The 26473-nt window shown below is 61.8% G+C and carries 24 protein-coding genes; 11 read left to right on the top strand and 13 right to left on the bottom strand.

Going from position 1 to position 26473, the window contains the following annotated elements:
* The first annotated feature begins 4 nt into the window (after positions 1 to 4).
* From dapF to ACIOMR_RS12815, 4 genes are read left to right on the top strand one after another with little or no spacing between them, the layout of a single operon-like run.
* Complete coding sequence (dapF, locus tag ACIOMR_RS12830; protein WP_008439347.1) at positions 5 to 835, top strand: diaminopimelate epimerase; 831 nt, start codon at positions 5 to 7, stop codon at positions 833 to 835.
* A gap of 13 nt (positions 836 to 848) precedes the next feature.
* On the top strand, positions 849 to 1565 hold the full coding sequence (locus ACIOMR_RS12825) for a DUF484 family protein (RefSeq protein WP_003208796.1): 717 nt from the start codon (positions 849 to 851) through the stop codon (positions 1563 to 1565).
* 2 nt (positions 1566 to 1567) lie between these two features.
* Positions 1568 to 2467 (top strand): tyrosine recombinase XerC, encoded by a 900-nt coding sequence (xerC, locus tag ACIOMR_RS12820; RefSeq protein ID WP_008439350.1) that lies wholly within the window; start codon positions 1568 to 1570, stop codon positions 2465 to 2467.
* Positions 2464 to 3162 (top strand): HAD family hydrolase, encoded by a 699-nt coding sequence (locus ACIOMR_RS12815; RefSeq protein WP_401194450.1) that lies wholly within the window; start codon positions 2464 to 2466, stop codon positions 3160 to 3162. Before xerC ends, ACIOMR_RS12815 begins: the two co-directional genes overlap by 4 nt.
* A gap of 255 nt (positions 3163 to 3417) precedes the next feature.
* Here the strand turns inward: ACIOMR_RS12815 and sutA are convergent, their stop codons facing one another.
* The 4 genes from sutA to glnK all read right to left on the bottom strand — a co-directional run bounded on the left by sutA (position 3418) and on the right by glnK (position 6196).
* On the bottom strand, positions 3418 to 3744 hold the full coding sequence (gene sutA / locus ACIOMR_RS12810) for a transcriptional regulator SutA (RefSeq protein WP_003208791.1): 327 nt from the start codon (positions 3742 to 3744) through the stop codon (positions 3418 to 3420).
* 103 nt (positions 3745 to 3847) lie between these two features.
* A complete protein-coding gene (locus tag ACIOMR_RS12805) occupies positions 3848 to 4273 on the bottom strand; it encodes a secondary thiamine-phosphate synthase enzyme YjbQ (protein ID WP_003208787.1) in 426 nt (141 codons plus the stop codon).
* Between the two features lie 209 nt (positions 4274 to 4482).
* A complete protein-coding gene (locus tag ACIOMR_RS12800; protein WP_008439352.1) occupies positions 4483 to 5823 on the bottom strand; it encodes an ammonium transporter in 1341 nt (446 codons plus the stop codon).
* A gap of 34 nt (positions 5824 to 5857) precedes the next feature.
* Positions 5858 to 6196: a P-II family nitrogen regulator gene (gene glnK / locus ACIOMR_RS12795; protein WP_002555808.1), complete on the bottom strand. Its 339-nt coding sequence runs from the start codon at positions 6194 to 6196 to the stop codon at positions 5858 to 5860.
* Positions 6197 to 6669: 473 nt separating this feature from the next.
* Here glnK and ACIOMR_RS12790 point away from each other — a divergent pair, with 473 nt between their 5' ends.
* On the top strand, positions 6670 to 6879 hold the full coding sequence (locus ACIOMR_RS12790; RefSeq protein ID WP_371857034.1) for an accessory factor UbiK family protein: 210 nt from the start codon (positions 6670 to 6672) through the stop codon (positions 6877 to 6879).
* A 52-nt stretch (positions 6880 to 6931) separates the two neighbouring features.
* Here the strand turns inward: ACIOMR_RS12790 and cfa are convergent, their stop codons facing one another.
* A complete protein-coding gene (cfa, locus tag ACIOMR_RS12785) occupies positions 6932 to 8014 on the bottom strand; it encodes a cyclopropane fatty acyl phospholipid synthase (protein WP_401194554.1) in 1083 nt (360 codons plus the stop codon).
* A 263-nt stretch (positions 8015 to 8277) separates the two neighbouring features.
* On the opposite strand from cfa, the gene ACIOMR_RS12780 reads away from it, so the two are divergent.
* Entirely contained in the window at positions 8278 to 9186 is a 909-nt protein-coding gene (locus tag ACIOMR_RS12780) for a LysR family transcriptional regulator (protein ID WP_003208779.1), read from the top strand.
* 97 nt (positions 9187 to 9283) lie between these two features.
* On the top strand, positions 9284 to 10780 hold the full coding sequence (locus tag ACIOMR_RS12775) for a YifB family Mg chelatase-like AAA ATPase (protein WP_087693705.1): 1497 nt from the start codon (positions 9284 to 9286) through the stop codon (positions 10778 to 10780).
* Here ACIOMR_RS12775 and ACIOMR_RS12770 read toward each other — a convergent pair.
* A complete protein-coding gene (locus ACIOMR_RS12770; RefSeq protein WP_177035333.1) occupies positions 10767 to 11351 on the bottom strand; it encodes a TetR/AcrR family transcriptional regulator in 585 nt (194 codons plus the stop codon). The two genes, ACIOMR_RS12775 and ACIOMR_RS12770, sit on opposite strands and share 14 nt — an antisense overlap.
* A gap of 114 nt (positions 11352 to 11465) precedes the next feature.
* On the opposite strand from ACIOMR_RS12770, the gene ACIOMR_RS12765 reads away from it, so the two are divergent.
* Positions 11466 to 12389: an ABC transporter six-transmembrane domain-containing protein gene (locus tag ACIOMR_RS12765; protein WP_401194443.1), complete on the top strand. Its 924-nt coding sequence runs from the start codon at positions 11466 to 11468 to the stop codon at positions 12387 to 12389.
* Between the two features lie 116 nt (positions 12390 to 12505).
* On the opposite strand, the gene ACIOMR_RS12760 is transcribed toward ACIOMR_RS12765, so the two are convergent.
* Together ACIOMR_RS12760 and ACIOMR_RS12755 are read right to left on the bottom strand one after the other, a co-directional pair.
* Positions 12506 to 14482 carry a methyl-accepting chemotaxis protein gene (locus ACIOMR_RS12760; protein WP_401194440.1) on the bottom strand — a complete coding sequence of 659 codons (1977 nt, stop codon included), beginning with the start codon at positions 14480 to 14482 and terminating at the stop codon, positions 12506 to 12508.
* A gap of 178 nt (positions 14483 to 14660) precedes the next feature.
* A complete protein-coding gene (locus ACIOMR_RS12755) occupies positions 14661 to 15581 on the bottom strand; it encodes a LysR substrate-binding domain-containing protein (RefSeq protein ID WP_401194437.1) in 921 nt (306 codons plus the stop codon).
* Between the two features lie 152 nt (positions 15582 to 15733).
* Here ACIOMR_RS12755 and ACIOMR_RS12750 point away from each other — a divergent pair, with 152 nt between their 5' ends.
* Positions 15734 to 17137 carry a NorM family multidrug efflux MATE transporter gene (locus tag ACIOMR_RS12750; RefSeq protein WP_008439410.1) on the top strand — a complete coding sequence of 468 codons (1404 nt, stop codon included), beginning with the start codon at positions 15734 to 15736 and terminating at the stop codon, positions 17135 to 17137.
* Positions 17138 to 17294: 157 nt separating this feature from the next.
* Here the strand turns inward: ACIOMR_RS12750 and ACIOMR_RS12745 are convergent, their stop codons facing one another.
* The gene (locus tag ACIOMR_RS12745; RefSeq protein ID WP_008439412.1) at positions 17295 to 18965 is read right to left on the bottom strand and encodes a bifunctional diguanylate cyclase/phosphodiesterase; all 1671 of its coding nucleotides are present in this window, start codon (positions 18963 to 18965) and stop codon (positions 17295 to 17297) included.
* A 267-nt stretch (positions 18966 to 19232) separates the two neighbouring features.
* Here ACIOMR_RS12745 and rep point away from each other — a divergent pair, with 267 nt between their 5' ends.
* Both rep and ACIOMR_RS12735 read left to right on the top strand, forming a co-directional pair.
* Positions 19233 to 21242, top strand: coding sequence for a DNA helicase Rep (gene rep, locus ACIOMR_RS12740; protein WP_008439414.1), 2010 nt, complete (start codon positions 19233 to 19235; stop codon positions 21240 to 21242).
* Positions 21243 to 21299: 57 nt separating this feature from the next.
* A complete protein-coding gene (locus tag ACIOMR_RS12735) occupies positions 21300 to 21872 on the top strand; it encodes a xanthine phosphoribosyltransferase (protein ID WP_008439415.1) in 573 nt (190 codons plus the stop codon).
* Positions 21873 to 22002: 130 nt separating this feature from the next.
* On the opposite strand, the gene ACIOMR_RS12730 is transcribed toward ACIOMR_RS12735, so the two are convergent.
* From ACIOMR_RS12730 to alr, 4 genes are all read right to left on the bottom strand, one after another.
* Positions 22003 to 23925, bottom strand: coding sequence for an acetyl-CoA hydrolase/transferase C-terminal domain-containing protein (locus tag ACIOMR_RS12730; protein WP_003208758.1), 1923 nt, complete (start codon positions 23923 to 23925; stop codon positions 22003 to 22005).
* A 135-nt stretch (positions 23926 to 24060) separates the two neighbouring features.
* Positions 24061 to 24474: a cytochrome c5 family protein gene (locus ACIOMR_RS12725; RefSeq protein ID WP_305729269.1), complete on the bottom strand. Its 414-nt coding sequence runs from the start codon at positions 24472 to 24474 to the stop codon at positions 24061 to 24063.
* Between the two features lie 182 nt (positions 24475 to 24656).
* Complete coding sequence (locus ACIOMR_RS12720; RefSeq protein ID WP_003208755.1) at positions 24657 to 25205, bottom strand: cupin domain-containing protein; 549 nt, start codon at positions 25203 to 25205, stop codon at positions 24657 to 24659.
* A 116-nt stretch (positions 25206 to 25321) separates the two neighbouring features.
* Positions 25322 to 26398 (bottom strand): alanine racemase, encoded by a 1077-nt coding sequence (gene alr, locus ACIOMR_RS12715; protein ID WP_003208753.1) that lies wholly within the window; start codon positions 26396 to 26398, stop codon positions 25322 to 25324.
* Between the last annotated feature and the right edge of the window lie 75 nt (positions 26399 to 26473).

The raw sequence follows: 26473 nt of genomic DNA, 5'->3' as shown, positions 1-26473 counted from the left end.
GGTCATGTTGCTGCGTTTTACCAAGATGCACGGGCTGGGCAATGACTTCATGGTCCTCGACCTGGTCAGCCAGCACGCGCACATCCTGCCCAAGCACGCCAAGCTGTGGGGCGACCGGCACACCGGTGTCGGCTTCGACCAATTGTTGCTGGTGGAAGCGCCGAGTAACCCGGAAGTGGATTTCCGTTACCGGATCTTCAACTCCGATGGCTCCGAAGTGGAACAGTGCGGCAATGGTGCCCGCTGTTTCGCCCGTTTTGTCCTGGACAAGCGCCTGACCGCCAAGCGGCAGATTCGCGTCGAGACCAAAAGCGGCATCATCGAGCTGGATATTCGCAGCGACGGCCAGATCGGCGTCAACATGGGCGCGCCACGGCTGGTGCCGGCGGACATTCCGTTCCAGGCCACCGAGCAAGCCCTGAGCTACCCGGTGGACGTGGACGGCAAGACCGTCAACCTGGCTGCCGTGTCCATGGGCAACCCCCATGCCGTGCTGCGGGTGGATGACATCAACAACGCGCCGGTGCATGAACTGGGGCCGAAGATCGAAAACCACCCGCGCTTTCCCGCGCGGGTCAATGTGGGCTTCCTGCAGGTCATCGACCGTTCCCGTGCGCAGTTGCGCGTGTGGGAACGCGGGGCCGGCGAAACCCAGGCTTGCGGGACCGGCGCCTGCGCCGCTGCCGTAGCCGCGATCAGCCAGGGGTGGATGGATTCGCCGCTGCTGATCGACCTGCCCGGTGGACGCCTGTCCATCGAATGGGCAGGCCCCGGCCAACCGGTGAAAATGACCGGCCCGGCCACCCGCGTCTACGAAGGACAGGTCCGTCTATGAGTGAGCAAATCTAATGACTGATAAGCCTCAAGTACCCGCGCAAGCATCCCCAAGCGAAAGTCTGGAGGCCGCAGCCGTTGCGGCGTATCTGGAGGCTAACCCGGACTTCTTCGTTGAACACGAAGAACTGCTGCCGGCCCTGCGTATTCCCCACCAGCGCGGCGATACCGTGTCGCTGGTGGAGCGGCAGATGAAGATCCTGCGCGAGCGCAATATCGAAATGCGCCATCGGCTCTCGCAGCTGATGGATGTGGCCCGCGACAACGACCGCCTGTTCGACAAGACCCGCCGCCTGGTCCTGACCCTGATGGACGCCGCCAGCCTGGAAGAAGCGGTGATTGCCGTCGAAGACAGCCTGCGCCAGGACTTCCAGGTGCCCTTTGTCAGCCTGATCCTGTTCAGCGACAACCCGATGCCGGTGGGTCGCTGGGTCAGCGGCAGCGATGCCCAGACCGCGATTGGCGGCCTGCTGTCCGAAGGCAAGACCATCAGCGGCACCTTGCGCGAGCATGAGCTGGACTTCCTGTTTGGCGCCGAGCAGCGCCAGCAGATCGGCTCCACCGCCGTGGTTGCCCTCAGTCATCAAGGTTTGCATGGCGTGCTGGCCATCGCCAGCCGTGATCCACAGCATTACAAAAGCTCGGTGGGCACGCTGTTCCTGAGCTACATCGCCGAAGTGCTGGGCCGCGTCCTGCCACGCTTCACCAGCGCATTGCGCGCGGTGCGCTAGCCATGGAACGACAACTGGACGCCTACTGCGCTCACCTGCGCAGCGAGCGCCAGGTGTCGCCGCATACCCTGGAAGCCTACCGGCGGGACTTGAACAAGGTCCTGGCGTTCTGCGAGAAACAACACATCGGCAGCTGGAAGGCCCTGGACATCCAGGGTCTGCGCAGCCTGATCGCCCGCCTGCACCAGCAAGGCCAATCCTCCCGCAGCCTGGCGCGCCTGCTGTCGGCGGTACGCGGCCTCTATCACTACCTGAACCGCGAAGGCCTGTGCGACCACGACCCGGCCAACGGCCTGGCGCCGCCCAAGGGTGAACGCCGCCTGCCCAAGACCCTCGACACCGACCGTGCCCTGCAATTGCTCGACGGCGCCGTGGAGGACGACTTCCTGGCTCATCGCGACCAGGCGATCCTCGAACTCTTCTACTCCTCGGGCCTGCGCCTGTCGGAGCTGACCGGGCTTAACCTCGATCAACTGGACCTGGCGGATGGCCTGGTGCAGGTGCTCGGCAAAGGCAGCAAGACCCGCGTATTACCGGTGGGCAAGAAGGCCCGCGAAGCCTTGCTGCTATGGCTGCCCCTGCGCGCCCTGGCCAACCCGGCGGACGACGCGGTGTTTATCAGCCAGCAAGGCCGGCGCCTCGGGCCCCGGGCCATACAAGTGCGGGTCAAGGCCGCCGGCGAGCGCGAGCTGGGGCAGAACCTGCACCCGCACATGCTCCGGCACTCCTTTGCCAGCCACTTGCTGGAGTCCTCCCAGGACCTGCGTGCGGTGCAGGAACTGCTGGGCCACTCCGACATCAAGACCACCCAGATCTACACCCACCTGGACTTCCAGCACCTGGCAACGGTGTACGACAGCGCCCATCCACGGGCCAAACGCATTAAGGGCAGTGACTCATGAGCATCAAGCTGATCACCTTCGACCTGGACGATACGCTCTGGGATAACGTGCCGGTCATCATCAGCGCCGAGGCATCGATGCGCGAGTGGCTGGCGACCCACGCCACCAAGGTGGGCGACTTGCCCCTGGAGAAGTTTGCCAGCCTTCGCCGGCAGGTGCTGGAGCGTCATCCCGAGCTGAAATATCGCATCAGCGTGTTGCGTCACAAGGTGCTGCAATACGCCTTCGAGGAAGCCGGGTACCCGCTGCCGGAAGCGGCGCAGATGGCGGATGTGTGCTTTGAAGCGTTCATCCATGCCCGGCATCAACTCACCGTATTCCCCGAAGCGGAACCGATGCTGCAAGCACTGCGCCGCGACTATCTGCTGGGGGTGATTACCAACGGTAATGCCGATGTGCAACGTGTGGGGTTGGCGGACTACTTCCACTTTGCACTCCGGGCTGAAGACATTGGTATTGCCAAGCCGGATGCGCGGTTGTTTCAGGAAGCCTTGCAGCGCGGTGGCGTAGCGCCGGGCGCGGCAGTGCATGTGGGTGACCATCCAGGGGATGACATTGCCGGTGCGCAGCAGGCGGGGCTGCGGGCGGTGTGGTTCAACCCGGCAGGCAAGGCCTGGGAGGCCGAGAAATTGCCGGATGCCGAGATTCGCAGCCTGACCGAGCTACCCGACGTGCTAGCCCGCTGGAACGCATAACCTGATGATGAAGGGCTTTTGTGGCGAGGGAGCTTGCTCCCGCTGGGCTGCGAAGCGGCCCCTGAACCAGCCACGACGGCCTTTCTGAAAGACCGCGTCGACCCAACCAGGGGCCGCTTCGCGCCCCAACGGGAGCAAGCTCCCTCGCCACACACGCTCTTCATCCTTGGATGGGTGTTGGCCCTGACCATTTTGTAGCGCCCATGAAAAAGCCCGCAGCGACGGCGGGCTTTTTCAGCAAGCAAACAGCAGGCCTTAGATAGGCCGGCTGCCGTACTTGTTATCCGGCTTCTTCGGTGGATCTGCCACCACGTTAGCCTCGACTTCCTGCACTTTGCCGCCTTTGGCGAGGAATTCTTCCATCGCCCGGGCCAGCGCATCGCGCTCTTTGTTCTTGGCTTCTACGCTCGGCAACTCGTCAACCGACACTGCAGCCTTGGCCTTGCCCTTGGCTGCCGGGACCGGTGCATCGTCGCCACCGTCGTCGTCAGCCACGTCTTCGGCAGCCGCCTCAAGACCTTCCTCGGTTTCGTCGTCGTCGCCTACTTCGAGGTCGTCGTTTTCCAGATCATCGTCGCTCATGTTCTACCTCATGACTTGCGAAAAGCAGATTAGTTATAGCCCAGCTTCGCCGCCTGTCGACGGCCGCCGGAAAAAAATCAACATCCACCGGTTAACCAGTGGCTTATGCCCCATCACCGTGCAAGGTGGCGAGGACTTTACGAGCACCGCCATGATCACGGTGCTCGCCCAGATAAACACCTTGCCAGGTCCCCATCGCCAAGCGGCCGGCCCTTACCGGCAAACTCAGCTGACAGCCCAGCAGACTGGCCTTGAAGTGCGCCGGCAGATCATCCGGACCCTCGTCGTTGTGTTCATATCCCGCCGTGCCTTGCGGCACCAGCGCATTGAAAAAACGCTCGAAGTCACGGCGAACCGCCGGGTCGGCATTCTCGTTGACCGTCAACGAGGCCGAGGTGTGCTGCAGCCACAAATGCAACAGTCCCACCCGACAGGCCTTCAATTCAGGCAGGCCGGCGAGCAATTCGTCCGTCACCAGATGAAAGCCCCGGGGCTTGGCCCGCAGGGTTATCAGGGTCTGTTGCCACATACAGTTCTCCGCCTATCGGCGCGCATTCTAGCGCGCTCAGGGAAAAAACAAAGTGCCGAATACGCCTACATGCCTGTAAGACATTCGCACACTGAAAAGTGCAGTGCGGATCCCATCACAAAGTCGCAAAAAAACCCATACACCTTTAGCCACAGACAAACCCAAGGCAAAAAAATGCCCGGCAAGCCGGGCATCTTTTTTTCGCGTACTTACAAGTTGTAGCCGCGCTCGTTGTGTTGCGCCAGATCGAGGCCAACCGCCTCTTCTTCTTCGGTCACCCGCAGGCCCATCACCACGTCCAGCACCTTGAGGATGATGTACGTCACGATAGCGGTGTAGATGACGGTGAAGCCGACGCCTTTGGCCTGAACCCAGACCTGTGCGGCAATGTCGGTAGTAGCGGCGTTGAAGCCACCCATCGACGGTGCGGCGAACACGCCGGTCAGGATCGCGCCGAGGATACCGCCGATACCGTGCACGCCGAAGGCGTCCAGAGAGTCGTCGTAGCCCAGTTTGCGTTTCAGGGTAGTGGCGCAGAAGAAGCACACCACACCGGCAGCCAGGCCGATCACCAGGGCGCCCATCGGGCCCACGGTGCCAGCGGCTGGGGTGATTGCCACCAGGCCCGCAACCACACCCGAGGCGATGCCCAGTGCGCTCGGCTTGCCGTGGGTGACCCACTCGGCGAACATCCAGCCCAGGGCCGCAGCAGCGGTAGCGATCTGGGTCACCAGCATCGCCATGCCGGCAGTGCCGTTGGCGGCAGCAGCGGAGCCGGCGTTGAAGCCGAACCAGCCGACCCACAGCATGGCCGCGCCCACCAGGGTGTAACCGAGGTTGTGCGGGGCCATTGGGGTGGTTGGGAAGCCTTTACGCTTGCCGAGTACCAGGCACGCTACCAGGCCGGCCACACCGGCGTTGATGTGCACCACGGTGCCGCCTGCGAAGTCGAGCACGCCCCAGTCGCCCAGCAACGAACCCGGACCGCCCCATACCATGTGGGCGATCGGTGCGTAGACCAGGGTGAACCAGACGCCCATGAAGATCAGCATCGCGGAGAACTTCATCCGCTCGGCGAATGCACCGACGATCAGCGCCGGGGTGATGATCGCGAAGGTCATCTGGAAGGTCACGAACACGGCCTCAGGGAACAACGCCGCCGGGCCGGTGATGCTGGCCGGGGTCACACCCGAGAGGAACAGTTTGGACAAGCCACCCACAAACGAGTTGAGGTTGACGACGCCTGCTTCCATACCGGTGGTGTCGAACGCCATGCTGTAGCCGTACACGAACCACAGGATGGTGATCAGGCCGGTGATGGCGAAGCACTGCATCATCACGGAAAGAATGTTTTTGGAGCGAACCATGCCGCCGTAGAACAGCGCGAGGCCTGGAATGGTCATGAACAGCACCAGCGCGGTGGACGTGAGCATCCACGCGGTGTCGCCGGAATTGAGGACTGGAGCAGGTACTGGGTCCGCCGCCATGGCCAGGGCCGGCATTACGAGGGACAACAGGGCTCCTAGCCCTGCGAATTTACGCAGAGTCATATTGTTTTCTCCTGGGGCGTTGGGGTTTGGCGGCCTAGATTGCGTCGGTATCGGTTTCGCCGGTACGGATGCGAATAGCCTGTTCCAGATTGACCACGAAGATCTTGCCGTCACCGATCTTGCCGGTGTTGGCGGCCTTGGTTATCGCCTCGATAACCCGGTCAAGATCCTTGTCGTCAATGGCGACATCAATCTTCACCTTTGGCAGGAAATCGACCACGTATTCCGCGCCGCGATACAGCTCGGTGTGACCCTTCTGCCGACCGAAGCCTTTGACCTCAGTAACGGTAATGCCCTGCACGCCGATCTCGGACAGTGACTCGCGTACATCGTCCAACTTGAACGGCTTGATGATGGCAGTGACTAGCTTCATGAAAACTCTCTCCCGAATTGGTGGACTTGCCCCAGGAAAACAAACCCGTCTCAAGTCTAAGCGCAGTGCCTGGCTTTGTAACGCTTCGTCGCCCTGGCATTTGCCATTGCGACGCTCGCTAACCACTGGTGACGAAACATGTACCGCTGGTCCGTCGGCGCACTGCATCGTCACAGCGACTGCATCAGTGCATGGGTCATGATCGTCTAAGCAGAAAGCTTGCCAGCTCCGTAAAAATCACTGAAATCAGTCCTTTGTTCGCCTGTGCCCACCTACCGGGCGCCACGACAGCGAAGATACGCACGAAAACGGTGCGCGACCGCCCGTCCTCATGCGCGAAAAGCGTGCGCCGCAGGGGCTGGAAAAGACTATAGACGCTGCGTGATACACTGCCGGCCAACAGATTTTCCGGACGATTTCCCATGCTCGCGCCCAAAGACCTCCTCGACGCCCTGAGCGGCCACGCCTCCCGCCTGTTCAGCAGCGACACGCCGCTGCCACGCAATGAAATTGAAAGCCAGTTCAAGGCACTGCTGCAAAGCGGTTTCAGCAAGCTGGACCTGGTAAGCCGGGAAGAGTTTGATAGCCAGATGGTGGTGCTGGCGCGCACTCGGGCGCGACTGGAAAGCCTTGAGGCCAAGGTGGCGGAGCTGGAAGCGCGATTGGCGCCTGCCGCCGAATAAGCCGGCCCAACCGGGGCAGGTTTCGCCTGTCCCCGTTAAACCGTTGCAACCCTCAGCTCACCCGCTGATACCCGCCGACAACCCCCTTCTTCGACAATACCCACTGCCACAGCTGGATATCCCGCGCGCGAAACGCCCCTGCACACGACAGCAGGTAATAGCGCCACATCCGGTAGAAACGCTGGCCAAAGGTGTCTGCGAAATCCGGCCACGCCAGTTCGAAGTTTTCGCACCAGGCCATCAGCGTCTTGTCGTAGTCGGCGCCAAAGTTGTGCAAATCCTCGGCAACAAATAACCCGTCCATGGCGTCGCCGATCTGCCCGATCGAGGGCAAATCACCGTTGGGAAAGATGTATTTGTCGATCCACGGATCCGGCGTGCTGTTGCGTTGGTTCTTGCCGATAGTGTGTAGCAGGAACAACCCATCGTCTTTCAGGCAGCGGTTGGCGACCTCCATATACGCCCGATGGTTCTTGCGCCCCACATGTTCGAACATGCCGACACTGGCGATATGGTCGAACTGCTCGTCGATATCCCGATAGTCCTGCAGACGAAACTCGATCGGCAGATGTGAATACTTGGCCCGCCCCCACTCCGCTTGCTCCTTGGAGATGGTCACGCCGACACACTCGACCCCATAGTGCTCGGCCGCATGGCTCATGAAACTGCCCCAGCCACAGCCGATATCCAGCACGCGCATGCCCGGCTTGAGCCTCAGTTTTTTACAGATCAGGTCCAGCTTGGCGAACTGCGCCTGCTCCAGGGTGGTGGCATCTTTCCAGTAGCCACAGGTGTAGGTCATGCGCGAGTCGAGCATGCGTGCGTAGAAGTCATTGCCGAGGTCGTAATGTGCTTCGCCGACTTGCCAGGCGCGCTTCTTGTTTTGCAGGTTCAGCCAGCGGGAGCTGAACGCGTGAAACAACAAGGTGGCCGGGTTGGCCTGGTCGATCACGCCGGAGCGCATGAGGCGGTAAAAAAACTCATCAAGTGCCTCGGCGTCCCAGCCGCCATCCATGTAGTCCTCGCCAAGGCCAAGATTGCCCTTGGCCAGGGCGAGATCAAATGTGGCACTGTGGTGCAGTTGCATATCGGCAGCCGATGGCCCGTTGACCTCGATCTGCGCCTGCGCCAGCAACTCCTTAACGAAGCGCGCTCCCTGAGACATCTCATCAGAACCGGAAAAAGAATGACGCGTTTTGTTAAGCACAGTTGCTCTCCAGAAATAGCGTTGCCTTTGATTCATACACTGCGAGAAATCTGGCCATGGAAGCGTCTGGCAAGGCCCTTAAGGCGTCATGGAAGCGCTGGCTGGGAACAGATGTAACAAATCTTATCCAGCCATTTTTTAAAGATATAATGAATTAATATTATGAAAACCATGCAAAATTGGAATGCAAGATGGACATCCGGGCGCTCCGTTATTTCGTAGAAGTCGTCGACCAGCAGAGCTTTACCAAAGCCGCTGTGAAGCTGCACCTGACCCAGCCAACAGTCAGCAAGATGGTGCAGCAATTGGAGTCGAGCCTTGGCCTGAAGCTGCTCGACCGCATGGGAAAACGCTTCACCCTGACGGACGCCGGGGAAATTGTGCTCAAGCGCGCCAAGGAAATGATCGCGCTGCACGATGAAATGACGGTAGAGCTGCAAGACTTGCAGCATGTCGGGCGCGGCGCCCTGCGCATGGGGCTTTCGCCCTCTACCCACCTCGCACTGGCGCCGATTTTTGCGGAGTATCACGCCCGTTACCCGAAGATCGAACTGAAACTGTTCGAAAGCGGCGGCAATATCACCATCCAGGATCTGCGCCAGGGCACGCTGGAGTTCGGCACCATCCTGGACTCGCCGCGCGTGGCGGACATCTGGTCCGAATTCGAATCCATGCCCCTGTTCGAATCGCCACTGTGCCTGCTCGCGCCCCATGACTCTCCCTGGCAGGGACGCAGCTCGGTAGAGCTGAGCGAACTGCAAGCCTGCGAATTCATCTTTTACGATGACACCTTCACCCTGAACCAATTCGTACTTGATGCCTGTGCACAAGCCGGTTTTGAGCCGCGGATCAGTGGCCGCAGCAGCCAATGGGACTTTATCGCCTCCCTGGTACGACTGGGCGTGGGCATCACCCTGCTGCCCCGGGCATTCTGCGAAACCCTTGATGCGAGCCAGTTCAGCATCGCGGAAATACAGTCGCCGGCGCTGAACTGGAGGCTGATGCTGGCGTGGCGGCGCCAGTGCAAATTGTCGTTTGCGGCGCAGGCGTGGTTGACGTTGGCGAAAGAGTTTCTGTGTGTGCCGCCGTCGGACCGCTAGCGCGATACGTTCTGTAAAACCTCGCCGCCGCGCGTCGCCATCACTCAACTACCCTTGAAAAACCGCAGGAAGCGGCCACTCATTTCAAGGAACCAGCATGTCCCTCGCCATCGTCCACAGCCGCGCCCAGATAGGCGTCGAAGCGCCCGCCGTCACTGTCGAGGTGCACATGGCCAACGGCTTGCCGTCGCTGACGCTGGTAGGCCTGCCGGAAACCGCCGTCAAGGAAAGCAAAGACCGCGTGCGCAGCGCCATTCTCAATTCTGCGCTGCAATACCCGTCCCGCCGCATCACCCTCAATCTCGCACCCGCCGACCTCCCCAAGGACGGCGGGCGTTTTGATTTGGCGATTGCCCTGGGGATTCTCGCCGCCAGCGTGCAGGTACCGGCGCTGACCCTCGACAACGTGGAATGCCTGGGCGAGCTGGCACTGTCCGGTGAGGTGCGGCCGGTGAAAGGTGTGTTGCCGGCAGCCCTGGCGGCGCGCAAGGTCGGGCGCACCTTGATCGTGCCACGGGCCAATGCCGAGGAAGCCTGCCTGGCTTCGGGGTTGAAGGTGATTGCGGTGGATCATCTGCTGCAAGTGGTGGCGCACCTGAACGGTCACGTGCCGATCGAGCCCTTCGTCTCCAGCGGCCTGATGTACTTGAACAAACCCTACCCGGACCTGAGTGAAGTGCAGGGCCAACTGGCAGCCAAGCGTGCGCTGTTGATCGCTGCGGCGGGCGCCCACAACCTGTTGCTCAGCGGGCCACCGGGCACCGGTAAGACGTTGCTCGCCAGCCGTCTGCCGGGGTTGTTGCCGCCCTTGAGTGAACAGGAAGCGCTGGAGGTGGCGGCGATTCAATCGGTGGTCAGCCTGGCGCCGCTGAGCCATTGGCCACACCGGCCATTTCGCCAGCCGCATCATTCGGCATCCGGCCCGGCGCTGGTGGGCGGCGGCTCGAAACCGCAGCCGGGGGAAATAACCCTGGCCCATCACGGTGTGTTGTTTCTCGACGAGTTGCCGGAGTTTGATCGCAAGGTCCTGGAGGTGCTGCGTGAGCCGCTCGAGTCCGGGCATATCGTGATTTCCCGCGCTCGCGACCGGGTGCGTTTCCCGGCGCGCTTTCAGTTGGTGGCGGCAATGAACCCCTGCCCTTGCGGCTATGTGGGCGAGCCCAGTGGGCGCTGTCGCTGCACGCCGGAGCAGATTCAGCGCTATCGCAACAAACTCTCGGGGCCGCTGCTGGACCGGATTGACCTGCACGTGACCGTCGCCCGGGAAAGCACCGCGCTGAACCCGGGCATACAGTCCGGTGATGACACCGCCAGCGCCTCCGTCCTCGTCGCCGATGCCCGGGACCGCCAACAACGGCGCCAGGGCTGCGCCAATGCGTTTCTCGACCTGCCGGGGCTACGCCAGCACTGCAAACTGAAAAAGGCTGATGAAGGCTGGCTGGAAAGCGCCTGCGAACGGCTGACGCTGTCGTTGCGGGCAGCCCATCGCCTGCTCAAGGTCGCCCGCACCCTGGCCGACCTGGAACAAGTGGAAGCCATCGCCCGCCATCATCTGGCGGAGGCCTTGCAGTACCGCCCTGCTAGCGCGTCCTAGGCAACGCCAGGAGCAGCCCCGCCACTTCCATCACCTCATCCATCACCGCTTCAGCGGATTCAACGGAGGGTTTGAGCATCAAGTCATCGGCATACCCCATGGCCACGGCGAAGAGCTGCCGCGCCGCTCGTTTGGGCGACTCACAGCGGAACACTTTGGCCGCCACACCTTGCTCGATGATCTCGGCGAGCATGGCTTGCCATTGGGCGTTGATCACCAGGTAGGCCTGGGCCAATGGCTCGTCATGCATGGCTTCGTCCCAGGCATCCAGCCATAGCGCCCAACCGGCGTCTGCCGTGGAGGGCAGGCAGTCACGCAGGAAACCTTCGAGGGCTTCCAATGGCGGCAGATCCACCAGCGGCGCCCTCACCTCGTCCAGTTGCTCGTTGGCGAACCGCACGAACGCTTCGCGGCGCAGTTCTTTCCAGTCGCTGAAGTAGTGATAGACGTGGCTGCGGGACAGCCCGGCATGCTCCGCCAGGTCGCGGGTGGAAACATCGGCAAACCCTTTGCTGCGAAACAGCTCCAGGGCGGCGGCGATGATCTGGTCTTTACGGTCGATACGCGACATGAGGCTTTTCCTTCAGGCACCGGCAGATCGACGGCGCTTGCTTTTTGAGCGGTCGCTCAAGGATACTTGAGCAGTCGCTCAATAATAGCGTTTATCTCACTCTCGGTGCACCCCATGTCATCCGTAACACCCCAGATCCTGATCGAAGAAAGCAAAAAGATCGGGCAACAATCCGCCAGCCAAACCCTCAAGGCGATCGCCAAGGCCTATCCCGGCAAGTTGTCCTGCACCTTGTCGCTGGTGGCCCTGGAGAACGCATTGCTGCTGGCCTACCCACTGTTTGCGGGGTTCGCGGTGGACTCGATCATCCGCGGCGACGCCGGCAGCGCGCTGTTCTACGCCGCCGTGGTGCTGGCGTTCTGGGTGGTCGGGGCGGCGCGACGGGCGCTGGATACACGCACCTTCACCCGCATCTACGCGGACCTTGCGGTGCCGGTGATTCTCAACCAGCGCCTGCAAAACCACAGCACTTCACGAGCGGCGGCGCGGGTGGTGCTGGCGCGGGACTTTGTCGACTTCTTCGAAAAACACGTGCCGATCATCGCGACGGCGCTGGTTTCCATCGTCGGTGCGGCAGTGATGCTGTTGGTGATCGAGCCGTGGATCGGCCTGGCGTGCCTGACCGCGCTGGCGCTGTGCACAACCTTGTTGCCACGTTTCGCCCGGCGCAATCAGGAACTGCATGAGCGCTTGAATGACCGCCTGGAAAAGGAAATCGGCCTGGTGGAAAAGGTCGGCGCACAGACCTTGCAGCGCCACTACCAGGTGCTGTCACGCCTGCGCATCTGGCTGTCGGACCGCGAGGCCGCTGCGTTCCTGTTTATCGGCACGCTGGCGGCGCTGTTGTTTGTGGTCGCCATCAGCCAGTTGGCGCTGTCGCCGGCGGTCAAGGCCGGCCATGTGTATGCGGTGATGACTTACCTGTGGACCTTTGTCAGCAGCCTGGATGAAGCGCCAGGGATGGTCGACCAACTGGCGCGACTCAAGGACATTGGCAAGCGTGTGGACCCGGGGCTGGGCGACCGATCCGACGTTTGACGCGTCGGGTCGGCCGTCATCGCGGGCAAGCCCGCTCCCACAGTGGACCGCGTACTCCAGAACAACACGGTCAACTGTGGGAGCGGGCTTGCCCGCGATGAGGCCCGAACAGTCAATCAACGAAACCGGTCAACCTCATGCCGCAAGCCCGCCGCCAGGGTCTCCAGTTCCTTGGCGGTGATCGCAAGGTTGGACACCACTTCACGCTGCTCGCTGTTGGCCAGGGCGATGCTCTGCAAGTTGCTGCTCAGCAGGGTCGCCGTGCTGCTCTGCTCCTGGGTCGCCGTGGTAATGGCCGCAAACTGCTGGCCCGCCGAGCGGCTTTGCTCGTCGATCCGCGCCAGCGCAGAGGCGACGTCAGCGTTGCGAGCCAGGCCTTCCTGCATCAGCACGTTGCCTTGCTCCATGGTGCTGATGGCGTTGCCGGTTTCCTGCTGGATACTCTGGATCATCCCGGAAATCTCATCCGTGGCCTGACGAGTGCGCGATGCGAGGTTGCGCACTTCATCGGCCACCACCGCAAACCCGCGCCCCTGCTCACCGGCCCGCGCCGCTTCGATGGCGGCGTTGAGCGCCAGCAGGTTGGTCTGTTCGGCAATCGCGGTGATCACTCCGACGATCCCGCCGATTTCCTGGGAGCGCTGGCCCAGGGTGTTGATCACCGTGGCCGTGCTGTTCAGCGCGGTGGCGATGTGTTCCAGGGACGACGACGCTTCTTGCATCGAGGTACGGCCGATCCTGGTTTGCTGGGCATTGTCCTGCGCCAGGCGTTCGGTGTTGCCCATGTTGTCGGCAATATTCAGCGAGGTGGCGCTGAACTCTTCCACCGCGCCGGCCATGCTGGTGATCTCGCCGGACTGTTGCTCCATGCCTTCGTACGCACCGCCGGACAACCCCGACAGTGCCTGGGCGCGGCTGTTCACGTCTTCAGCCGCCTTGCGGATATGCGACACCATGGTCGACAGCGCTTCGCCCATCTGGTTGAAACTGCGGGCCAACTGGCCGATTTCGTCATGGCTGGAAACGTTCAGCCGTGCGCTCAAATCACCGGCGCCCAGGGCTTCGGCCTGACGCACCAGGTCGCCCAACGGCTGCAACTTGCTGCGCAGCAACCAGACCGCCGCGCCCACCGCCAGCAGCATCGCGAGCAAGCTGCCGATCGCCAGGCGAATCCCCACCGACCAGGTCACCGCGCGAATTTCGGCTTTCGGCATGCTCGCCACCACCGACCACGGGCCGCCTTCAAACGGCACGGCAACGCTGTAGAAGTCTTCGTTCTTGTCGCTCCAGAAACGGCCTTTTCCAGGTTCGGCGGCCAGGTCGAGCATCACCGGAATCGACTGATCCAGCGCCTGCACGCCAGCGGGCGGTACCAGCCAGTGCTTCTGTTCGTCCAGCAGCGCCAGGGAACCGGTCTGGCCGATGCGGAAACGCTTGAGGTTGTCGAACTGGGCGTTCTGCGCATCGGTGTAGTCGAAGCCGACAAACAGCACCGCAATCACTTTGCCGCTGGCGTCCCGCACCGGGCTGTACTGGGTCATGTAGGAGCGATCGAACAATACCGCACGGCCAACGTAGCCCTGCCCGCCCAGCAAGCGTTGATAGGCCGGATGCTGGTGATCCAGCGCCGTACCGATGGCGCGGCTGCCATCCTGCTTGGTCAGGGAGGTGCTGACGCGGATAAAGTCCTCGCCGCTGCGTACGAACAAGGTCGCCACGCCGCCGGACATCTGCTTGAACTCATCGACTTCAGCGAAGTTGTTGTTGAGCACTTCCTCGCCCAGGTACAGGCCCGGCGTCTGCACGCCCGCCACCGTCACCGGTTGCTCAGGGCGCGTACTCAAGCCGGCGCTGAAGCGCTTTTCAAACAGCCCGCTCAAACGCTGGGTACTTTCGCGCAAGGTGCTGTGGAAGGTATTGAGTTGGTCGGCCAGCAAGCGGGCCTCGCTGGCCAGGTGCTCCTCGCGGGTGTCGAGGTTGGCGGAATCCAGCGAACGCAACGCGAATACCGTGCTGCCGCTGATGACGACAGCCAGTATCACGGCGAGGGCAAGCCCCAGTTGAGAGGCAATCCGGGCGCGAGGTTGAGACATGAAGGCTCCTGGCCGAGGCCAGGATCATCCTGATCTCATAGCGCTGCTCGGCAAAATTCTAATAGGGGAAACGTTGCAGAACGGTAGTTCCAACAACCCTACTTCGGCGGGCAGGCTCAATACTTGAGCGAATCACAGGGGTATCGCGCAAACGATTGCTGGCCGGTGCGCAATCCACTCAGTCGAGGCGCTCGACCTGGGGCAATTCCATGGCCTGCACTTCGCCCTGGAGAAAGTCACCCAGCCGTCGCAAACGCTCGCCACCCGGCCGGGTCTTCGGCCACACCAGATAGTAATTTTCCCCACTGGCCACAGCGGTGGGCCATGGCAGGCTCAGGCGGCCCTGGGCCACGTCTTCGGCCACCATCAGCAAGTCGCCCATGGACACGCCGTACCCTCGGGCGGCGGCGATCATGCCCAACTCCAAGGTGTCGAACACCTGCCCGCCCTTGAGCGAAACCTGGGATGACAGCCCCATGCGCTCCAGCCAGTTGCGCCAGTCACGCCGGTCCGGCGTCGGGTGCAGCAGTTCGGCAGAGGCCAGGCGTGCAACGTCCCAGGGTCCGTCGCTCAACAGGTTCGGCGCGCCCACCGGAATCAGCAACTCCGGAAACAGGTAGCTGGCTTCCCAGTCCGGCGGGAAATGCCCGTTGCTCAACAACACCGCGCAATCGAATGGTTCCTGGTTGAAATCCACCTCATCGACGCTCATCCAGGCGCTGGTCAGTTGCACTTCATTGCCCGGCTGCAGGTGCCGGAAGCGACTGAGCCGCGCCAGCAGCCAGCGCATGGTCAGGGTGGACGGCGCCTTCATGCGCAGGATGTCGTCCTCGGTATTCAAGGTATGGCAGGCGCGCTCCAGGGCCGCAAAGCCTTCACGCACGCCCGGCAGCAACAGGCGCGCTGCCTCGGTGAGTTGCAAGGTGCGGCCGCTGCGCTGGAACAGGCGGCAGGCGAAATGCTCTTCCAGGGTACGAATGTGCCGGCTCACCGCACTTTGGGTGATCGACAACTCTTCCGCCGCCCGGGTGAACGAGTTGTAGCGGGACGCAGCTTCAAACGCGCGCAAGGCGTAAAGAGGAGGAAGACGACGAGACATGGCGAAAACTCCGACGGCGCAATATCGAAACCCTACCAGAATCATTCAGGCATGAGTTTTAATCATGCGAACCATCGGATTTATCCCTTTGTGCAATGCGCTGTGAGCGCCGAGAATCAACCCTTCCACCCTTCCCTGACTTTTTGAGCGTGATGATCATGCAGCATCCGGCACGTACCGAACTCTGGGCCATTCTGCGGCTGTCAGGGCCGCTGATTGCCTCACAGTTGGCCCACATGCTGATGGTGCTGACCGACACCCTGATGATGGCCCGCCTGAGCCCCGAGGCCCTGGCCGGCGGAGGCCTGGGTGCGGCGAGCTATTCGTTCGTGTCGATTTTCTGCATCGGCGTGATCGCTGCCGTGGGCACGCTGGTGGCGATCCGCCAGGGCGCCGGCGACATCGAAGGCGCCACCCGCCTGACCCAGGCCGGGCTATGGCTGGCCTGGTTGATGGCGCTGGTGGCTGGTTTGCTGCTATGGAACCTCAAGCCAGTGCTGCTGATGTTCGGCCAGACCGAAACCAACGTCGCGTCCGCCGGCCAGTTCCTGACCATCCTGCCGTTCGCCCTGCCCGGCTACCTGACGTTCATGGCCCTGCGCGGCTTCACCAGTGCTATCGGCAAGGCCACGCCGGTGATGGTGATCAGCCTGGGCGGCACGGTGATCAACTACCTGCTCAACCACGCGTTGATCGAAGGCATGTTCGGCCTGCCGAAACTCGGGCTGGTGGGCATTGGCCTGGTCACCGCCATCGTTGCCAACTGCATGGCCCTGGCGCTGATCTGGTACATCAAATACAACCGTGCCTACGACGCGTATCCGCTGCGCAAGGGTCTGCTGCGGCCCAACCTGCATTACCTGCGGGAACTGTGGCGCCTGGGCCTGCCGATTGGTGGCACCTATGCGGTGGAAGTCGGGCTGTTTGCGTTCGCCGCGCTGTGCATGGGCACCATGGGCAGCACGCAGCTGGCTGCGCACCAGATCGCCCTGCAGATCGTGTCGGTGGCGTTCATGGTGCCGGCGGGCATGTCGTACGCGATCACCATGCGTATCGGCCAGCATTATGGTGCCGGGCAGTTGCTGGAAGCGCGGCTGGCCGGGCGAGTTGGCATAGGCTTTGGCGCAGTGGTGATGCTGGGCTTTGCAGCGGTGCTGTGGTTGTTCTCGCACCAACTGATCAGCCTGTTCCTCGACCAGCATGACCCGGCGTTTCGCGACGTGATCAACCTCGCCGTCAGCCTGCTGGCGGTGGCCGCATGGTTTGAGCTGTTCGACGGCGTGCAGACCATCGCCATGGGCTGCATTCGCGGACTCAAGGATGCCAAGACCACCTTCCTGGTCGGGCTGGGCTGCTACTGGCTGATCGGCGCACCGGCCGCATGGTTGATGGCGTTCAATCTCGGCTGGGGGCCGACGGGCGTTTGGTGGGGCCTGGCCCTGGGCCTGGCGTGCGCGGCAGTCAGCCTGACCTGGGCGTTTGAACGGAAGATGAAGCGGATGATTCGCCAGGAGCCTGAAACCCACCAAGGATTTCAAGCCGCGCAGCCGGAGTAACGGCTCTACTCGGTCAGTGTAGGAGTTGGCTTATGTGGGAGCCGGGCTTGCCCGCGATGCAGGCACCTCGGTAGGTCAGACACATCGCAGTGATGCTATCGCAGGCAAGCCAGCTCCCACAAAAGCTGGCTCCCACATTTTGATCGGGTTTACACGGTCAGATCACGCCGCCCACCAGTTCCTGGCTGTCACCAAACGTCAGGTAGTCCACCAGTTCCGCCAACGGCAACGGCTTGCTGATCAGGTAACCCTGGGCCTGATCGCAGCCGAACAACCGCAGCAACGCCAGTTGCTCGGCGGTTTCCACGCCCTCGGCGACCACTTCCAGGTTCAGGTTATGAGCCAGGTTGATCATCGCGTGCACCAGCTTGCGATTCTCTTCGCGCTCTTCCATGCCGCCGACAAAGCTCTTGTCGATCTTCAGCAAGGCAATCGGCAGGCTGTTGAGGTGCACGAACGACGAAAAGCCGGTGCCAAAATCATCCAGGGAAAAGCGCACACCCAGGCGGCCCAGCGCATCCATGGTCTGCTTGACCAGGTCGCTGCGGCGCATCACGGCGGTTTCCGTCAGCTCAAATTCCAGCCACTGGGCTTCCACGCCGCGCTCGGCAATCAGCCGGCTGAGGGTGCTGAGCAGTTGGCTGTCCTGAAACTGGCGGAACGACAGGTTGACCGCCATGTGCAACGGCGCAATCCCGCGTTCGCGCAGGTCCTGCATGTCGCGCAGGGCCCGGGAAATCACCCAGTAGCCCAGCGGCACGATCAAGCCGCTCTGCTCGGCCAGCGGCACGAACTCGCTCGGCGGCAACAGGCCGCGCTCACCGTGGCGCCAGCGCACCAGTGCTTCCAGGCCGACGATATGCCCATCGTCGAGGTCCAGGCGGGGCTGGTAATGCAGCTCCAGTTCGTCACGACGCAACGCCCGGCGCAGCTCGCTTTCAAGGTCGGCGAGGCTGCGGGCATTGCGGTTGATGCGTTCGTTGAAGATATGAAAGGTGCAGCCCTGGGTGCTTTTGGCTTGCTGCATGGCGATGTGGGCGTGCCACATCAACGGGTCGGCGCCGGCCTTGGCGCGGGCATGGGCCACGCCGAGGCTACAACCGATCAGCAGGCTTTCGCCATCGACCCAATAGGGTTCGGCCATGGCTTCGACGATGCGCTCGGCCATCCATTCGGCGCGCTGGGGCGCACGGCGGGTGTCGATCAGCAGGGCAAATTCGTCGCTGCCCAGGCGCGCCAGTTGATCGCCGGCCTCCAGCTGGCTCTTGAGCCGCGAGACCACTTGCAGGATCAGCCGGTCGCCGGCCTGGTGGCCGAGGGCGTCGTTGGCGTGACGGAAGTTGTCCAGGTCGAGGTGGCCGAGGGCAACGCCACGGCCTTCGTTTTCCGCCAGGCGGGCGGTCAGCAGGGTCTGGAAGCCCTGGCGGTTGGCGATACCGGTCAGCGGGTCCTGTTCGGCCAGGCGTTGCAGGGTGTTTTCCAGCACACCGCGCTCGCGCACATGCCGCAGGCAACGGCGCAATGTATCGACATCCAATGCATTCAGGATCAGCCAGTCGCTGACGCCGAGGGGCGAAACCAGGGGTTCCTCTTCCAACAGCAATACCGTTGGCAAGCTGCAGCGACCGGGGCCGGGCTGAAGGTTGGCCGTGGTCAACAGCACCGCGCTGTGATCGTCGTCGAACAGGTTGCTCACAGACTCCCAGTTTGGCGCGCTGATCAGCACAGCTCCGTCGCCCATCGGCGCCAGGCACTCGCGCAATAACGCTGCCCACGCTGGCTCATCGGCCAGTAGCAGCAAACGCAAGGGTTCGACAGGCGTAGACAAGCTAGCTCCCTAGACTCTGCAAAATTTCGTTGGCGGCGGGCATTATGACGTGCGCCCCGATAATGACCAATGATATGGGTTATCAAATGCGCACTGTGCAGCTCTAGACCGAACAATAGTCCTAAATACCCTGCACATCCTGCGGCAAAGTAACAAAACCGGCAAATTTAGATCGAGTGGTACGTCACACTGTCGTTCAGAGGCAGCAGAATCTTGCCAGCCTGTTAAAATGCCCGCCCTTTTGATCAATGACCTCCTGAATTTCGTATGTCCCGACTCAATCCCCGGCAGCAAGAAGCCGTGAACTACGTCGGCGGCCCTCTATTGGTGCTCGCCGGTGCCGGTTCCGGCAAGACCAGCGTGATCACCCGCAAGATCGCGCACCTGATCCAGAGCTGTGGCATCCGTGCCCAGTACATCGTCGCCATGACCTTTACCAACAAGGCGGCGCGGGAAATGAAAGAGCGCGTCGGCACCCTGCTCAAGGGTGGCGAAGGCCGTGGCCTCACCGTGTGTACCTTCCACAACCTGGGGCTGAACATCATCCGCAAGGAGCACGTGCGGTTGGGCTACAAGCCGGGCTTCTCGATCTTTGACGAGACAGACGTCAAGGCGCTGATGACCGACATCATGCAGAAGGAATACGCGGGCGACGACGGCGTCGACGAGATCAAGAACATGATCGGCTCGTGGAAAAACGACCTGATCCTGCCCGCCGAAGCCCTGGAAGCTGCGCGCAACCCCAAGGAGCAGACTGCCGCCATTGTCTACACCCACTACCAGCGCACGCTCAAGGCGTTCAACGCAGTGGACTTCGACGACCTGATCCTGCTGCCGGTGAAGCTGTTCCAGGAACATGCCGACATCCTCGAAAAGTGGCAGAACAAAGTCCGCTACCTGCTGGTGGACGAATACCAGGACACCAACGCCAGCCAATACCTGCTGGTGAAGCTGCTGATCGGCAAGCGCAACCAGTTCACCGTGGTGGGCGATGACGACCAGTCGATCTACGCCTGGCGCGGCGCCCGCCCGGAAAACCTGATGCTGCTCAAGGACGACTACCCGTCCCTGAAAGTGGTGATGCTGGAGCAGAACTACCGCTCCACCAGCCGCATCCTGCGTTGCGCCAACGTGCTGATCTCCAACAACCCCCACGAGTTTGAAAAGCAACTGTGGAGCGAGATGGGCCACGGCGACGAGATCCGCGTGATCCGCTGCCGCAACGAAGACGCCGAAGCCGAGCGCGTGGCCGTCGAACTGCTCACCCTGCACCTGCGTACCGACCGGCCCTACAGCGATTTCGCGATCCTGTACCGCGGCAACTACCAGGCCAAGCTGATCGAGCTGAAGCTGCAGCACCACCAGATTCCGTATCGCCTGTCGGGCGGCAACAGCTTTTTCGGACGCCAGGAAGTGAAAGACCTGATGGCCTACTTCCGGCTGATCGTGAACCCGGACGACGACAACGCCTTCCTGCGGGTGATCAACGTCCCACGCCGGGAAATCGGTTCGACTACCCTGGAAAAGCTCGGCAACTACGCCACCGAACGCAAGATCTCGATGTACGCCGCCACCGACGAAATCGGCCTGGGCGAGCACCTCGACACTCGTTTCACCGACCGCCTGGCGCGCTTCAAGCGCTTCATGGACAAGGTGCGCGAGCAGTGCGCCGGCGAAGACCCGATCAGCGCCCTGCGCAGCATGGTCATGGACATCGACTACGAGAACTGGCTGCGCACCAACAGCTCCAGCGACAAGGCTGCCGATTACCGCATGGGCAACGTGTGGTTCCTGATCGAGGCGTTGAAAAATACCCTGGAGAAGGACGAAGAAGGCGAGATGACCGTCGAGGACGCCATCGGCAAGCTTGTGCTGCGGGACATGCTTGAACGCCAGCAGGAAGAGGAAGACGGCGCCGAAGGCGTGCAGATGATGACCTTGCATGCGTCCAAGGGCCTGGAATTCCCCTACGTGTTCATCATGGGCATGGAAGAGGAAATCCTCCCGCACCGCTCCAGCATCGAAGCCGACACCATCGAAGAAGAACGGCGCCTGGCCTACGTGGGCATTACCCGCGCGCGTCAGACCCTGGCCTTCACCTTTGCCGCCAAGCGCAAGCAGTACGGCGAGATCATCGATTGTGCCCCCAGCCGGTTCCTCGACGAACTGCCGCCGGATGACCTGGCGTGGGAAGGCAACGACGACACACCAACCGAAGTCAAAGCCGTTCGCGGCAATACCGCCCTGGCGGATATACGCGCGATGTTAAAGCGCTAGAATCGACTACTTTTTAATCTACTTTCGGCGCGTGTTGCGCCAACAGAGGAAGCTTTCGTGGAAGCACTGCACAAGAAAATTCGCGAAGAAGGCATCGTGCTTTCCGATCAGGTACTCAAGGTCGACGCCTTTCTGAACCACCAGATCGACCCAGCGCTGATGAAACTGATCGGCGACGAGTTCGCTGCGTTGTTCAAGGATTCGGGCATCACCAAGATCGTCACCATCGAAGCCTCGGGCATTGCACCGGCGATCATGACCGGCCTGAACCTCGGCGTGCCGGTGATTTTCGCCCGCAAGCAACAGTCCCTGACCCTGACCGAAAACCTGCTGTCGGCGACGGTGTATTCCTTCACCAAGAAAACCGAAAGCACCGTGGCGATTTCCCCGCGCCACCTGACCAGCAGCGACCGCGTGCTGATCATCGATGACTTCCTGGCCAACGGTAAGGCGTCCCAGGCGCTGATCTCGATCATCAAACAGGCCGGCGCGACCGTTGCAGGTTTGGGGATTGTGATCGAGAAGTCGTTCCAGGGCGGCCGTGCGGAGCTGGATGCCCAGGGTTACCGGGTTGAGTCGCTGGCGCGGGTGCAGTCGTTGGCGGGTGGGGTTGTGACCTTTATCGAGTAATCGGTGCGGGCACGGTTAAACATGTGGGAGCGGGCTTGCTCGCGAAAGCGGTGTGTCAGTCACCGGATAGGTCGACTGATCCACCGCTTTCGCGAGCAAGCCCGCTCCCACATTTGATCTCCTGTGTTTGTTAGTGCGCGGTAGCTTGTAGGCCCGCTAGCAACAGGCGCTGATACAAGTCCTCCTTCAACCCCTCCGGCTTATCCAGTCGCATCCGTACCAAATGCTCGGGAAACGCTTCCGGCTCCGGTGCATCCAGCGCCGCCTTGCCCAGCTCCAGAATCTCCGTCAGCTTGAATTTGCTCTTGAGCCAGTTCAACGCCCGCAACAAATCCCGCTCTTCATCGGTGAAGTCACTGCCCAGCGGATACTCCGGGAACAGCCGTGGATGCCGCGCCTGAATCCCCTGCAGACGCTCCGGCGTGTTGTCGGCAAACCGCGGATCCAGCTGGAAATCCTTCGGCAACTTCCCGGCCTTCTGCGCCTGTTCGATCAAATCTTCCTGGAACCGTGAGTCGGTGATATTCAGCAGCGCCTCGATCACCCTGGCATCAGTCTGCCCGCGTAAATCCGCGATGCCGTATTCGGTGATGACGATATCTCGCAGGTGCCGGGGAATCGTGCAGTGGCCGTATTCCCAGACGATATTGGAACTGACCTCGCCGCCCGATTCGCGCCAGCTGCGCAGGATCAGGATCGAGCGCGCGCCTTCCAGCGCATGGCCCTGGGCGACAAAGTTGTATTGCCCGCCAACACCGCTGAGCACGCGGCCGTCTTCCAACTGGTCGGCCACGCCCGCGCCCAACAGGGTCACGGTAAACGCGCTGTTGATGAAGCGCGCATCCAGGCGCTGCAAACGCTTGAGTTCTTCCTGGCCGTACAGCTCGTTGATGTAGCTGATGCGGGTCATGTTGAATTCCAGGCGCTTGCTCTGCGGCAAGTCCCGCAAACGCTCGTAAAAGCTACGAGGCCCGAGGAAGAAGCCGCCATGCACAGAGATGCCGTCGGTCTGTGCCGCTTCGTCCAGGGTGCCGGCGTTGGCCCGCTCCTGGGTCGCGACGTCCGGGTATACCTTGCGCCGCACAATCCCGGCATCGGCCAGCACCAGCAGGCCATTGACGAACATTTCGCTGCAACCGTACAGCCCACGGGCGAAAGGCGCGACGCCGCCTTCGTGGCTGATCAGCGGTGCCCATTGGTACACATCCAGGTCGGTGAGCAACAGGCGATACGCCTCGTTATCGGCCTGGCGCGCCAGCAAGGCCGCAGTCAGTGCATCGCCCATGGAGCCGATGCCGATCTGCAAGGTGCCGCCGTCGCGCACCAGGGTGCTGGCGTGCAAACCGATAAAGTGATCCTGGAAACCCACCGGCATGTTCGGGGTGGAGAACAGCGTGGTGCTGTCCTTCTCGTCGATCAGGAAGTCGAACTCATCCATGCCCAGCTCGGCGTCGCCGGGCATGTAGGGCAAATCACTGTGAACCTGGCCCACCACCAGGATGGTTTCACCGGCCTCGCGGCGCTTGGCGATCATCGGCAACAGGTCGAGGGTGATGTCGGGGTTGCAGCTCAGGCTCAGGCGATCCGGATGTTCGGCGCTGCTGGCCACCAGTTGCGCGACGAGGTTCAGGCCGGCGGCATTGATATCACGGGCAGCGTGGCTGTAGTTGCTGCTGACGTAATCCTGCTGCGCCGAAAGGCTGTGGAGCAAACTGCCGGGCTGCATGAAGAACTGCTGCACGTGAATGTTCGACGGCAGGCTGTCCTTGCGCAGTGCGGCGAGGAAGTCCAGCTCGGGATAGTCACCGAAGACCCGTTCGATAAAGGGCTCGAGAAAGCGCTTCTGCAAACCATCGCCCAAGGTAGGGCGACCCAGGGCCAGGGCTGTGTAGATGGTCAGCGCCCGGTCCGGCAGCTTGGCGATACGCCGGTACAGCGCGTTGACGAACAGGTTGGGTTTGCCCAGGCCCAGGGGCATGCCCATGTGAATATGCGCCGGCAGCCGTGCCAGTACGTCGTCGACTGCTTGCTCGATTGAACACAACTGCACCATCCGACTTCTCCCGAACATTCCATGAATTGGGGTTGGACCGAGCTTGCCGGGTCTTTGCTGCAAAGAACAGCCTCAAAAGGCAAATCGCGGGCACAAAAAAGCCGCTGGTCAGCGGCTCTTTTGGCGAAGATCGGTTTATTTCAGACCCGACATCTTCTCGATCGCGCCTTTAAGCTCGGCATCCGAGCAATCGGCGCAGGTGCCTTTTGGCGGCATGGCGTTCAGACCGGTAATGGCCTTGGCCAGCAGGCCATCGAGGCCACCCTGATGGTCCGCGCGGTCTTTCCAGGCGGCGGTGTCACCGATTTTCGGTGCGCCCAACAGGCCGGTACCGTGGCAAGCGTTGCAGTGCTTGGCGATTACGTCATCCGGCGATTTCGCACCGCCGCCGCCCGCAGCCACTGCCACTTCCATCCCCTTGCACTCTTGCCCCTGGACGCACACCTGGCCTACAGGCTCCAGGCGCTTGGCAATTTCATCATTGGTCGCAGCTTGAGCGCTGACAGCCCATAGGGCCAGTACGGTTGCTGGTGCAGCCAGCATTTTCATAATTAGGTTCACGCGTTCACCCTCAATGGTGGCTATTCACGCCTGCGGCCACGGTTTCGCAGGCGGCGAAAGTATAACGGTTAGCCCGCCCCGCCGAAACAACCCTATTAACCAAGGGGAGATTCAGCAAGACAGAATGCTGCTACGGGCGTCTCTGCGACATAGGCAGGACGCCTCTTTTCTTAAAAGTTCGCGGGTGTGGCTGCGCTGATTAGTCGCGCCGGCACTTCGAACGGATTGCGAAAACGGTGCGGCTTGGTGCTTTCAAAGTAGTAGCTATCGCCGGCTTCGAGCACAAAAGTTTCAAGGCCGACCACCAGTTCCAGGCGACCTTCTACCAGGATCCCGGTTTCCTCGCCCTCGTGGGTGAGCATCTCTTCGCCGGTATCAGCACCTGGCGGGTAGATCTCGTTGAGGAACGCAATCGCCCGGCTCGGGTGCGCGCGGCCCACCAGTTTCATGGTGACGGCGCCGTCGGAGATATCGATCAGCTCATTGGCTTTATAGACGATCTGGGTCGGTTTTTCCTGGAGGATCTCCTCGGAAAAGAACTCCACCATCGACATGGGAATGCCGCCCAGCACCTTGCGCAAGGAGCTGATGGAGGGGCTGACACTGTTTTTTTCGATCATCGAAATGGTGCTGTTGGTGACGCCCGCGCGCTTGGCTAGCTCACGCTGGGAAAGACCTTTCAGTTTACGGATGGATTGCAGTCGTTCGCCGACGTCCAATGCAGGAGCCTCCTAGGATTCAGGCGTTGTTGTAATTGAGCGTTATCATGGCGACAGCGTTCAGTATTTACAACACTTTGGCCTAAATCCCGGGATCTGCCATTCGTGGGTGCCGCTCAAGCGCCGGAATAGAGCCGTGGCACTCGGCGCAGGTTGCAGAAGATCTGGTACGGAATGGTGTCGGCGGCGGTGGCAACGTCACTGGCGAGGATGTTTTTGCCCCACAATTCGACGGTGGAACCGAGCCCGGCCTGGGGCACGTCGGTCAGGTCGACACACAGCATGTCCATCGACACACGGCCCAGCAACTGGCTGCGCTGGCCGGCCACCAGCACCGGGGTGCCGGTGGGTGCGTGGCGCGGGTAGCCGTCGGCGTAGCCCATGGCAACTACCCCGATGCGCATCGGTTTCGGGGTAATGAACCTGGCGCCGTAGCCCACCGGCTCGCCGGCTGGCAGTTCACGTACGCAGATGACTTTCGATTCGAGGGTCATCACCGGCTGCAAACGCGCGGCGATGGCCTGGCCTTCGCCAAACGGCGTGGCGCCGTAGAGCATGATGCCCGGGCGTACCCAGTCACTGGAAACGTTCGGCCAGCCCAGCACCGACGGCGAGTTGCGCAGGCTGACCTGGGCCGACAAGCCCTGGCGCGCCGCTTCAAACACCGCTACTTGCTCTTCGCTGCTGGTGCTGTCCAGCTCATCGGCGCGGGCGAAGTGGCTCATCAGCACGATCTTCGCGACTTTGCCGCTGGCCAGCAGGCGCTGGTAAGCGTCGTGATAATCCTTGGGGTGCAAGCCAACGCGGTGCATGCCCGAATCAAGCTTGAGCCAGACGGTCAGCGGCTTGCTGAGTTGCGCCTGTTCAATCGCGTCCAGTTGCCACAGCGAATGCACCACGCACCAGAAATCATGCTCGATGATCAGCGGCAGCTCGTCGGCTTCGAAAAAACCTTCGAGCAACAGCACCGGCCCGCGAATCCCGGCGGCCCGCAGCTCCAGCGCTTCCTCGATGCAGGCCACGGCAAACCCGTCCGCCTCGGCTTCCAGCGCCTGGGCAACACGCACGGCACCGTGGCCGTAGGCATCCGCCTTGATCACGGCGAGGGCCTTGGCCCCACCCGTGACTTCACGGGCCAGTTGGTAGTTATGGCGCAGGGCTTGGAGGTCGATCAGGGCACGGGCAGGACGCATGGCGGCAGGCTTCTAGGCGGCGGAGGGAAGAAAAAACCGGTACCCGCTGACAACGCAGGCACCGGGAGAGGATTT

The sequence above is a fragment of the Pseudomonas sp. NPDC087814 genome, from assembly GCF_044742865.1.
Taxonomy (GTDB): Bacteria; Pseudomonadota; Gammaproteobacteria; order Pseudomonadales; family Pseudomonadaceae; genus Aquipseudomonas.
This window is presented reverse-complemented; position numbering and strand designations above follow the sequence as displayed.